Here is a 10644-nt window from a genome sequence, read left to right as displayed (position 1 = left end):
CGTAAAAACAAGACAGTAATTGCTTTTGAGAGGCTCAAGTCCAGCGTCCGCGCCAAAGTGGAACATCCGTTCCGGCTCATCAAACGTCAGTTTGGCTTTGTGAAAGCACGGTACAAGGGGCTGCGGAAGAACGACAACCAACTGGCGATGTTGTTTACGCTGGCGAATCTGTTTCGAGTGGAGCAGATGATACGGGGATGGGGTAGCTGCGTCCAAAATGCGAGGTAAGCCCCGAAAAGGGGGGGGTAATGGAACAAAAAGTCAGATTTGGGAGTAAATACGTCCGAATTTTGAAGTAATGAAATTTTAAAATGTGGGCATATTACTCATGATGAAGGTGCGATCCACTTGTTCGCACCTTCCCTAATCATTTTTTGCCTGAACATAGTGCTTGTTTTTAGTTTTTAACGAGAGAGAAAGGTTCGCATGGGGCTGCATCGTCGAGCAACTATTCAGGTCACCCCAGATGTGACGGGATTCAATATTCCGACAATTAACCGGCATGGTGCGGCACTTTGACGATGCAGCGAACTGCGGCATGCCGCTTGTCATTGATGCCTAAATGGATGCTGACGCTACGCAGGGCAGGGACTTAGGTTCGATTACACCTCGCCGATCGAACCTGCACGGGCTGACAGGGAGAATGGTCACTCACCGTCTGATATCAGACATGGCCGTCAGTTATTTGAATGCGCTTGTACACCAGAGGGTTGCATGCTTGCCAGCTCACTCTGGACGGTCTGGAACAAGCTGATCAGGCGCGCTCGATAGGTGTGGTGGGTCAGCACCGTCTGTTGCCCATGGGCGGCGATGGCGGCGCGCTCTTCCTCGTGGTTCAGGTAATAGCGACAGATCTCCAGCAGATCCTGTGTATCGCGGAAGATCACCAGATCCTTGCCCGGGGTGAAGAGATGATGCAGATCCTCCTTGTCGTTGGTCACCATGAATCCACCGGCGTCAAGAATATCAAACACCCGCATGGGGAGCCCCGACTCGACGAAACTGCGCACCAGATTCAGGTTGATCCTGCTGCGTTGAAACAGGCGTGGCATCGCTTGGTAATGTTCTGCGTATCCGCAATAGCTCTGCGTGTGTGTCGCCCACTCCGGGTTTCCATACACGGCGACCCGTTCAAACCGGGCCGCCAGAGCCTGGATACAGGACACCCTTTCCCGATAGGAGTGTTCGCGGCCCAGCAGATAGGCCAGTTTTTCATATTCGCTCAGGTAGGGTAGCCCGCTCAGCGGATACACCTCTTTCACAAGCCGTATATGAGATTCCGTGAGTTGTGCAGTCAGGGGCCGCCCCTCCAGGTGCGCATCGATGTGCCCAATCAGCTCTTCCAGCGTTTGCAGCGGTCCGGGGGCCAGCCGTGGCTTGATGTGGGTCTGGTATTCCGGCGGGGTCAGGTTGGCGATGAAGGAGATATCGTGATCATAACCCGGCTCGGCTGGCAGTTGGCGCTGCTCGTTGACGGCGACCGGCAGGTAGTAGACGTTGCCATTGCTCCGCTCCTTGAGCCTGCTTGCTACGGCAAGGTCGTAGACAAACGTGAAGGAGAGGGGGTTGGAGATGGCGTCATGATGCATGCCATAGCAAGGCGTATCGACAACCCAGGCAATGTAGGGCTTGCGCAGCGCTTCGGCCGCTTGAGAGAGGAGGGGGTTGAAGTTGATGCTGAAGAGGTAATCAAAATTGAGAAATGGCAGCCTGGTAAACACCTCGGCAGAATAGGCGATGCGAATCACGTTAAACCCCAACGCCTGGAGCGTGTCCATGCAGTCTCTCGCGATGGTGACATGCTCAAAGCAGAGTACGGTTGCAGCCTGATCCTTCATGTTTTCTCCCCTGTGTCTGGTCATGGCGAGGGGACGATCTTGCAGGCTCCTGCGTCATGTCATTGAGCCCTGTACCCTCGTCATGTCCTGATGACTGTTTTGCTGCCCCATCATGGGATGGGCCTGTTTTTGGCCCTGGCCTCTCGGCTTGTCAGGACAGAGGGGGCGTCAAGGCGACGTTGTCCATACTGGTCTCAATTGTCCCTGGATAACGCGATGGAGAGTCTCGCACGAAGCCGGCTTGTCAACAATCACCCAGGCAGGGTGTCAACGAATGACACATCTTCAGATGCGGGTACCCGTCTAGCTTCCCATATGCCCGATGACGCTTGGTCAATGGAACCAACATGTCGCTCTTGGCTGTAACTCGGAGGCAGAAAAGCGTGTGGGTGTAGGCAAGAGAGTCTGCAGAGCGGTTTTGACCACGCCGCCAGCCAAGGCATACTGCTTCGTCACCAGATGGGAGCCATTGATGTCTAAGTGGATGCCGACACTGCGCCGGATGGGGCGCTGGCTGTTGCGAAAAACGGCGCTGGCGCTGCTGACCTGCCTGCTGTTTCTGATTTCGTTTACCCTGTTTCAATACGCATCCTGGTGGCCTGCATTGGCCGAGGGGACGCCTGTCCAATGGAGCGGTCTCTCCCCCAGTCATACCTTGGCTGAGCTGACCCCGGCCATGCTGGAGTTCAGCGTCGTACTCGCCTGTGTTTACTTGCCGCTGTTTTTGCTGACACCCCGCCCGCTGTTGTTGCCGCTCTTTGCCGGGCTCTGGTTGTGGGAGACCTATGACATCGCCTTTATGACGGCAACCGCGTCGACCTGGCTACCTCACGAGATCATCTGGAGCTTTATCCTGCCCCACACCCACTGGCTGCTGCTCACCCTGTTGTCGCCGCTGCTGCTGATCCGCCATCTTGGCAGGCGGCTGCTGGCTCCTGTGCCAGCGCCACGTCTCGGCCCCTGCGCTGGCGGAGCAAATGCTGGCCTCCCACTTCGCTGAGCAAGCCGCCGGCAGGTTGGCGGCGCCCGGGAGCGCAATACACGGCAACCAGATGCTGTTGGCATGATCCGAAATTGATACCTCGCAAGGCGCGCCCTAGAGTTGCCTTAACGGGGCATCGACGGGCGGCCGATGCCGGGTGTCGCAGGAGTACAAGGAGAAAGCCATGTCCAGGGAACAGGAAGTCAACGAGGCCATCGAGGCCCACTACACCCGGGCGGATCTGGGGGAGCTGATAGTGGCGGCACTGGCGAGCCTGGGCAAGCCGGTGGAGCGGCTCACCCCAGAGGATCTCGCCCCGGTCGATCAGTTTCATATTCGCGGGCGCACGGCGACCCTCGAACTGGCCAACGCGGCCGGTCTCGATGCGGCGAAACGGGTGCTCGACGTGGGCAGCGGAGTCGGCGGTGCCTCGCGCTGTCTGGCGGCCGAGTTTGGCTGCCGCGTCACCGGCATCGATCTGACGGAGGAGTATTGCCGGGCGGCGACCCTGCTCAGCGCGAAGACGGGTCTCACCCATCTGGTGGATTACCGGCAGGGGGACGCCACCCGGCTGCCCTTCGAGGATCAGAGCTTCGACGTGGTCTGGACCGAGCACGTAGCGATGAACATACCGGACAAGGCCCGTCTCTATGGCGAGATGCACCGGGTGCTGAAACCTGGCGGCACCCTGGCCATCTACGACGTGCTGGCCGGCCCGTCAGGTCCCGTTCTCTTCCCGGTGCCCTGGGCACGCACGCCACAGACCAGCTTCCTCGTCACCCCGGATGCGCTGCGTACCCTGCTCGGGGAGGCGGGCTTCGCAGTGACCGAGTGGCGAGACACGACCGAGGTGGCGCGCACCTGGTTTGTCGCGCTGGCGGAGAAGATCCGCCGCGACGGGCTGCCGCCCCTGGGATTTCATCTGCTGCTCGGGAGCGACTTCAAGGAGATGGCGCAAAATCAGGGACGAAACCTGCAGGAGGGGCGCATAGCCCTCGCCCAGATAGTCGCGCACAAATCCTGAGGCGCCGGGATGCTAGGCGGGCGTGAACCGGTTCACGTCGGGCAATCAAGGAGGGGGGATAAAGCGGGGAACCAGAAACCCGGCCACTGACGGGGCGCGGTGGCCGGGTGAATTGTAAAGAGTAGGGTGACAGGTAACGCCGGGTATCAGCCTAGTCTAATCAACTCGATGGGCGCATAACGCTCTTGAGCGTTGGTCAGCAGCACACACTGCTGGTGCTCGGCCTGATAGGGGGTCAGGTTGTCGGTGTGGGCCTCTTTCAGAACGTCGACGGCGCCGGTGGCGGCGATCATCACCCGCTGACCCGGTGTCAGCGCATTGCGGTTTCGGTCATAGATTTTCATGGCACTCTCCTTTGATGGTGCCCGGCGACATGCCCGGGCTGCGCGAATCAGCCTACGCCCCCGCCAAAGAGTGATGCATGTCACAGATCAAAAAAGAGCCAAAGAGGGACTCGGTACTGCGGCAGGGGCGAGCGGGCCTGCCGCGCGGCGTCGTCCAATCCTGTCGCTGGGCAACTGGCCGGGGCCGGCATTTTGCGGGGACGGGCTCGAACAAACGGGGGGATACGCTATAGTGGATGCCGCTCGTGCAACCGCCTTCAACCAACCGAGAGCGCATTATGAATCGTGAGATCGCTGCCCAGTTTATCAAGATGCTGACCAACCTCGACCACTGCCTGGCCAAGGCCGAGGCCCATGCCGCCGCCAAGAAGTTCAACGTGGAGAACTTCTTCAATGAGCGGCTCATCGTCGACATGCTGCCGCTGGCCAAGCAGGTGCTGATCTGCTGCGACAGCGCCCGTGCCGTGGTGGCCACTGCCAGCCTGAGCGAGCCGCCGGTGCTGGGGGATGACCCCAAGACCATGGCGGATCTGCGCGCCCATGTGGCCAAGACCCTCACCTATCTGCAGAGCAAGCTGGATGCCGACTTCAGCCAGTATGCGAGCGGCCACTACACCCCCTACTGGGCCGGTGGCAAGGGAATGGACGGCCACACCTGCGTGCACGAGTACGGCATCCCCAACTTCTACTTCCACCTCACCATGACCTATGCCCTGTTGCGACAGGCCGGGGTCGAGCTCGGCAAGGGGGATTACCTGGGCGCCATCAAGCTGCAATAAGCTGTATTCAGGTGCGAAAAAGCCTGCCCGCTGGCAGGCTTTTTTTATCCGCGAACGGGGGACGAGCCGGATCTAGCGGAATGAGCGCTGGCGACGGCTCTGGGCATAAAGGCGTGGTCTTCGGCCCTCGCGCGGTTACAATCCGGCTTCAAGCTAGAAAGGGTAAGAGAAACATGAAGATCCGAGTAATGATGCTGGCGGCCTTGCTGTGCCACGGCGCCGTGCAGGCGCAGGAAAGCGTCGCCGCAAGCTGGCCCGACACCCCGGTCACCCGTCTCAAGGCGCAGGCGCTGCTGCAGACCCTCAACGCCACCCTGCTCAGCAACCCGAGCGCCACCGTCACCCTGCAGAACTGGTGCGCCGACCACCGGATGGCCGGGGAGCCGCGCATCCGCGCCCTGCGTGATCAGGATACCCGCAAACCGGCCGACGCCGCCGTCCGCGAGCAGCTCAAGATCGCGGCCGACGAGCCCGTAGGCTATCGCCGGGTGCAGCTCGCCTGTGGCGATCATCTCTTCTCCGAAGCGGACAACTGGTACGTGCCAAGCCGCCTCACTCCCGAGATGAACCGGCTCCTCGACACCAGCGATACTCCGTTTGGCCTGGCCGTCAAGGCGCTGAACTTCAGCCGCCGGACCCTCTCTTCCACCCTGCTGTGGGCACCCCTGCCAGCCGGTTGGGAGATGCAGATGCCCACCTTCACCAGCAGTGACCAGCCGCTGGCGATCCCCGAGCGGGTGCTGCAGCATAGGGCCATCCTCTCACGGGGGGATGGCGTGCCGTTCAGCCTGGTGGTCGAGACCTATCGCCGCGATCTCTTCGCCTTCCCGCTGGACAAGGCCCCCGGCCGCTGAGCCCGGATGGTGGTTTGGCGCGCACAGGCCGCCAGCAATAAAAAAGCCTGCCAGTTGGCAGGCTTTTTCGTGGGCATGATTCAGCCCGGCGGGATCTCCGGCTCCACCAGGGCCGCCAGCTGGGCCAGGGACTCCTGCCAGCCGAGATAGCACATCTCCACCGGGATGGCTGCGGGGATCCCCTCCTGCACGATGACGAGCTCGGTGCCACACACCACCCCGGTCAGGATCACGGTCACGTGCATCACCCCCGGCAGGTTGGGGTCGTCAAAGCGGTCGGTGTAGCGAATGCGCTTGCCCGGTTCGAGCTCCAGGTATTCGCCGCCAAAGGCGTGGCTGTGGCCGTTGCCGAACTGGGTGAACGCCATCCGGAAGTGGCCGCCGACCCTGGCCTCCAGCTGTTCCACCTGGCAGGTGAAGCCATGGGGTGGCAGCCATTTGGCCAGCGCATCGGCCTCGATAAAGGCCCGGTAGATCCGCATCGGCGGCGCCTTGAGCACCCGATGCAGCCGCACTGTTCCTGTCTTCATCTCTCTTCCTCGTTGCCTTGAGTCCATCAAGGATAGTCGGTTGCGTCCGCTTGCCGCCCAGAGGCAGATCGCGGCGCCCTAGAAGGGGCCGTTGCGCTCGCGCAGCTGGTCGGGCAGGCCGTCGTGGTCCCCCAGCTCGCGCTCGGGCACCGCATCCCAGTGCCGCTCACCGATGAAGCGGTTGCGCTCGGGGTGCAGGGCGTAGTGGATGTGGTTGTCCGCCCGATCGGTGTCGCCCACGCAGAGCAGCCGCACCGGCTGATCGGTATTGTTGATGAAGGTGTGGGCCAGCCCGTCACCCGCCTTGAAGCCGACCGAGTCGCCGGGTTGCAGCCGATGGAGCACGCCGTCGAGCCAGACATCCGGGGTGCCTTCCAGCACGTGGACGAACTCGTCCTCGGTCTCCTCGGCGTGGGGCCAGCTGGTGCGCCGGCCCGGTGGCAGCAGTTCGTGGTGAATGCCGAGGCGGGCAAAGCCGTAGTGCCTGCCGAGGGCGCTGCCCAGGGAGAGCGGCTCCTGGCTGCCGGAGTAGCGGCCGGGTTCGGGCTCCTGCAGCTCGCGCCAGTGTTTGATGCTGGGGTGACGGGTCATAGTGGTTCCTTTTCTATGAAGATATGGTCACGGGAAGGGTCATCCTGACTGCCGGAGTGCGGGGAGAACAGCAGAGATTTGCTGGTCAGATGAGCCCCTCTGGCGAGGGGCCCGATGGTCGGGGCTATTTGGCCTTGACGCAAGGCATGGCGGGCAGTTCCCCCTGGGCGGCCGGCCGGGTCATCTGGTAGTGGCCGGCGAGATCCCGATAGACGCGGGTATTCCACACCTCGCCGTTGTCGAGCTGGAAGGCGATGTCGTAGTTGATCCCGGAGACCACCTGGCTGCGCACCTCGAGAATGCGCTCCAGCCTGGCGGAGGTGTTCATGCGCGCCAGCACGCTGGCCAGCGCCGCTTCGGCCTCTGCGTTCGGCAACGGCTGACTCTGCCATCCGCCAGCCATGGGGGTGCACTCCTGCTGCGGAGCCATGCTGCAGGCGCTCAGCAGGCCGGCAACCAGAATGGGAAACAGCGCTTTTTTCATATCTTTTCCTCCAGCCAATAAAGTAATGACCTTATCAACATTCGGGCAATAACGCAGCTGTCATGGCTCCAAAAGCCCCCCTTTTGGGGGGCGGCCGGCCTGTTCCGCGACCCAGGTTGTCAGCCAGTTGTTTGGCGCGGGCGGCGGCCCACTGGTCGATCATCTTCGCCATCTCGCCGGCGGTGATGGGGCTCTCCTTGTGGGTGGTGTCCGGGCTCTCGCGCGCATCCATCACCCGCACCAGCAGCTTGCCGCTTTGGGAGTCGAGCAGCTGGGCCATGCTGCCCACCCTGAGCAGATAGGGCTCCTTGCCGATCACCTCGCGGGTGACGTTGATGGCGATCTTGGCGGGCAGCAGATCCCGCAGCTTGGGGTCGGGCCGGGTCAGGTCGAAGTTGGTGATGGCCGCCTGCACCCGCAGCACGCCGGGGCCGGGGGCGGTGGCAATCTTGACGCCGTGGTTTATCAGCTCGCGCTGGAAGGTGGCGTGGTAATAGCGACCGATCTCGTTCTGCTCGTTGGCGGTCAGCAGGTACCACTGGCCGTTCTCCTGGCGGATGAACTGCAAGGGATCGAGCAGCACCTACTGGTACTGGCGCAGATCCACGCCGGGCTCCTTGTAGATGCGCTGGTTGGGGTTGCTTTCGCTCTGCTGGAAGGCGGTCAGCGGGATCGCCTGCAGGCTGTGGGAGATCTGTTTTTTCACTGCGCAGCCACTCAGCAGAATGGCCACCATGCCCGCGATTACGGCTCTCTTCATCTCTTGCTCCTGATTGCGCTGCTTGTCCGACCCTGGCATCCGCTGCGCAGGGCATGGCAAGAGAGATAACCGATTCAAAGAGCGCCCACAAGGACAGAATGCGGGGTGTTCAGGCAGGATCCAGCCTGGCGTCGGTGGCTACCCGATGGCCGGGACATGACGCTAATACGATGATTTTGTTTCGGATCGGCAATCATTTGATCAAGGTTGCGGATATTGACGCCGTTCGCTCATATAATCGCCGCCATGACACTGATTCGGAAGGATTCGATGACCAGCCTGATGGCGGCCCTGTGGGGGCTGCTCTTCTCCTGCCTGGCCTGGGCGGCACCCAGCCCCTTCGTCACCACGCCCCCTGACGGCACCACCACGACGCAGCCTGCCAGCATGGAGCCGCTGCTCTCCTGGTTTACCGGTGAGTTCTCCAGCCGCGAGCAGGCCAGCTACGACAGCCGCTTTACCAGCGCCGAACTGCGGTTGGTGGAGATCTGGCCCGGCTACAAGGGTTTTCGCTGGGTCTATGCCGAGCAGTTCCTGACCGAGCGGGCGGTGCGCCCGTTTCGCCAGCGTATCTATCGTTTCTCGCTGGTGCCCGATGGCCGCATCCTGATGGCCGAGCTGACCATGCCGCGAGCCATCGACTTCGCCGGTGCCTGGCGCCGGCCCGAACTGCTCGACTCCCTCACCCCGCAACAGCTCTCCCTGCGCCAGGGCTGCGAGATCTGGCTGACTCGCCAGCCGTCGGGGGAGTACGCCGGTCACAGCAAGGTGGGCAGCTGCTCCACCAATTTCGGCGGTGCCAGCACCCTGGTGCAGTACCTCTGGATCGGCCCCCACAGCGTGCGACTGCTGGATCGGGCCTATGACACCGATGCCCATCAGCGCTGGGGCAGCCCGGGGGAGGGCTATGTCTATCTGCGCCGGGTGAAGCAGCGCGGCGAATAGGCTTGCCCCCTACAGCTGGTAGCGCTGCTCGATCAGGGAGTCGATGAGTAGCCGCAGTGTGCGCTCTGCGAAGCAGAATAAAGAGGCTATCGATTGCCGGGATGGGGTGTTTGCCGACACAACAACGGGGGCCTGGCCCCCGTTGTTGTTATCGATGATATGCGGTTCAGAGCCTGAACAGCGGGCGCAGGCGAATACCGATCAGGCTGCCGGCAAGGGCCATCAGCATCCAGACCCAGCCGTGCAGGCTGCCCGATGCCGTGCCGTCGAAGAAGCCGCCGAGGTTGCAGGCGCTGTACATGGCGCCCATCCCCATCAGCAGGCCGCCGAGGATGGAGGCCAGGCTGTTGCCGAGCCGCATCGGGGCGAAGGTGCCGCCACCGCTGATGCAGCGCGCCAGCATGGCCCCCAGGATCCCCAGCCAGAACATGCCGACCATGGGGTTGATGAAGAGTGGCTGGGCCAGCTTGGGATTGCCCTCGAACAGGCCGAACAGGGAGGCACCGCGCAGCGCCATGTCATAGACGGCGCCTGTGATGGTCCAGGCCGAGCCGTGCAGGGCGACCACGCTGGAGTTGAGCACGGCGATGATGATGCCGCCGGTCAGCACGGTGAAGCGACCGTCGCGCCAGAACAGGTTGCCGCCGCTGAAGAGGGGTTTGAGCTCGCCGGTGCGCTGCCGTTCGCTCTTGCGAAACAGCAGGAACAGCGCGGCGACCAGCGCCAGGTTGAGCAGCATGCCGCTCCAGATATTGCCGGTCAGGTCTTTTGCCAGCACCACATGACTGGAGAAGGTGGCCTCCAGCTCGGGGCGGAACTGGTTGCTGATCAGGGTGCCGATGCCGTAGCAGAGCAGCACCAGCCAGAAGCGGGGTTGCCCCTCGCCGCAGCAATAAAGAGTGCCGGTGGCGCAGACGCCTGCCAGCTGCATGCCGATGCCGAATAGGAAGGCGCCGACGATGAAGGGAATGCCGATGGCCATCACGTTGCCCACCATGGCATCGCCAAACAGGGCGTGGCTAAAGGAGAGGAAGCAGGTGAACAGCAGAATTTCGATGGCGATGGTGAGCAGGTGAACCCGCACGTAGTAACTGTTGCGCTTGGTCAGCATCTCGCGCCAACCGAACACGATGCCGAAGCGGCTGAAGGAGAGGGTGAAGCCGAAGCCGAATCCGATCAGGGCCATCAGCGCCCATTTCATACCAAAGGTGTTGCCGAGCCAGAGTAACGCTCCCCCCGCGATTGCCACGATGGGGAGCGACCATTTTCGATTCATGCTGTTGTTTCCTGTGCGTCATGGATGGAAGCCGTGCATCCTATGCTCACATTGAGTCCGATTCCAGCCCGGAGCCGGTGGATGGCCGGAAAATTCGGGCAAAACCCTATCCAGATCAATGAACCCTGCGTTGCCGAGCGAAATGAGGATGAATCCGTTTTCGCGCAATAATTAATATATCTGTCGCCCTGAATTGGAATTTGATGGCGAAATATGAATTCCTGATTACCCATGATT

At 61.8% G+C, this 10644-nt stretch carries 13 protein-coding genes and 1 pseudogene; 6 read left to right on the top strand and 8 right to left on the bottom strand.

What is annotated here, in order from left to right; translation table 11 throughout:
- Nucleotides 1-228 (top strand): transposase (locus CAK78_RS04515; protein WP_141214122.1); only part of this gene is annotated, 228 nt, incomplete at its 5' end.
- Between the two features lie 449 nt (nt 229-677).
- Here the strand turns inward: CAK78_RS04515 and CAK78_RS04510 are convergent.
- On the bottom strand, nt 678-1838 hold the full coding sequence (locus tag CAK78_RS04510; protein ID WP_094696504.1) for a CgeB family protein: 1161 nt from the start codon (nt 1836-1838) through the stop codon (nt 678-680).
- A gap of 502 nt (nt 1839-2340) precedes the next feature.
- Here CAK78_RS04510 and CAK78_RS04505 point away from each other — a divergent pair.
- Together CAK78_RS04505 and CAK78_RS04500 are read left to right on the top strand one after the other, a co-directional pair.
- Nucleotides 2341-2838, top strand: a complete 498-nt coding sequence (locus CAK78_RS04505) for a hypothetical protein (RefSeq protein WP_254924709.1) — start codon at nt 2341-2343, stop codon at nt 2836-2838.
- 166 nt (nt 2839-3004) lie between these two features.
- Nucleotides 3005-3844: a class I SAM-dependent methyltransferase gene (locus tag CAK78_RS04500; protein ID WP_094696503.1), complete on the top strand. Its 840-nt coding sequence runs from the start codon at nt 3005-3007 to the stop codon at nt 3842-3844.
- Between the two features lie 146 nt (nt 3845-3990).
- Here the strand turns inward: CAK78_RS04500 and ydfZ are convergent, their stop codons facing one another.
- Nucleotides 3991-4188, bottom strand: coding sequence for a putative selenium delivery protein YdfZ (gene ydfZ / locus CAK78_RS04495; protein ID WP_094696502.1), 198 nt, complete (start codon nt 4186-4188; stop codon nt 3991-3993).
- Between the two features lie 278 nt (nt 4189-4466).
- Between ydfZ and CAK78_RS04490 the strand changes: the two genes are divergently transcribed.
- Together CAK78_RS04490 and CAK78_RS04485 are read left to right on the top strand one after the other, a co-directional pair.
- Entirely contained in the window at nt 4467-4967 is a 501-nt protein-coding gene (locus CAK78_RS04490; RefSeq protein ID WP_017778633.1) for a DUF1993 domain-containing protein, read from the top strand.
- A 188-nt stretch (nt 4968-5155) separates the two neighbouring features.
- Nucleotides 5156-5821 (top strand): hypothetical protein, encoded by a 666-nt coding sequence (locus tag CAK78_RS04485; protein ID WP_094696501.1) that lies wholly within the window; start codon nt 5156-5158, stop codon nt 5819-5821.
- Nucleotides 5822-5901: 80 nt separating this feature from the next.
- On the opposite strand, the gene CAK78_RS04480 is transcribed toward CAK78_RS04485, so the two are convergent.
- The 4 genes and pseudogenes from CAK78_RS04480 to CAK78_RS04465 form a co-directional block, all read right to left on the bottom strand.
- A complete protein-coding gene (locus CAK78_RS04480) occupies nt 5902-6351 on the bottom strand; it encodes an SRPBCC family protein (protein ID WP_094696500.1) in 450 nt (149 codons plus the stop codon).
- A 78-nt stretch (nt 6352-6429) separates the two neighbouring features.
- Nucleotides 6430-6942 (bottom strand): cupin domain-containing protein, encoded by a 513-nt coding sequence (locus tag CAK78_RS04475; RefSeq protein ID WP_017783328.1) that lies wholly within the window; start codon nt 6940-6942, stop codon nt 6430-6432.
- A 124-nt stretch (nt 6943-7066) separates the two neighbouring features.
- Complete coding sequence (locus CAK78_RS04470; RefSeq protein WP_094696499.1) at nt 7067-7426, bottom strand: cystatin family protein; 360 nt, start codon at nt 7424-7426, stop codon at nt 7067-7069.
- Nucleotides 7427-7532: 106 nt separating this feature from the next.
- Nucleotides 7533-8186, bottom strand: a pseudogene (locus CAK78_RS04465) (DUF3313 domain-containing protein); the annotation flags it as partial.
- Between the two features lie 270 nt (nt 8187-8456).
- Here CAK78_RS04465 and CAK78_RS04460 point away from each other — a divergent pair.
- Nucleotides 8457-9131, top strand: coding sequence for a chromophore lyase CpcT/CpeT (locus tag CAK78_RS04460; protein WP_176452664.1), 675 nt, complete (start codon nt 8457-8459; stop codon nt 9129-9131).
- Nucleotides 9132-9297: 166 nt separating this feature from the next.
- Here the strand turns inward: CAK78_RS04460 and CAK78_RS04455 are convergent, their stop codons facing one another.
- Nucleotides 9298-10407: a YeeE/YedE thiosulfate transporter family protein gene (locus tag CAK78_RS04455; protein WP_176452663.1), complete on the bottom strand. Its 1110-nt coding sequence runs from the start codon at nt 10405-10407 to the stop codon at nt 9298-9300.
- Nucleotides 10404-10644, bottom strand: a 241-nt coding sequence (locus CAK78_RS22960) for a hypothetical protein (protein ID WP_217900810.1), incomplete at its 5' end; no start/stop codon positions are given. The genes CAK78_RS04455 and CAK78_RS22960, both read right to left, overlap by 4 nt.

The organism is Aeromonas sp. A35_P, from assembly GCF_002259925.1.
Taxonomy (GTDB): domain Bacteria; phylum Pseudomonadota; class Gammaproteobacteria; order Enterobacterales; family Aeromonadaceae; genus Aeromonas; species Aeromonas dhakensis.
This window is presented reverse-complemented; position numbering and strand designations above follow the sequence as displayed.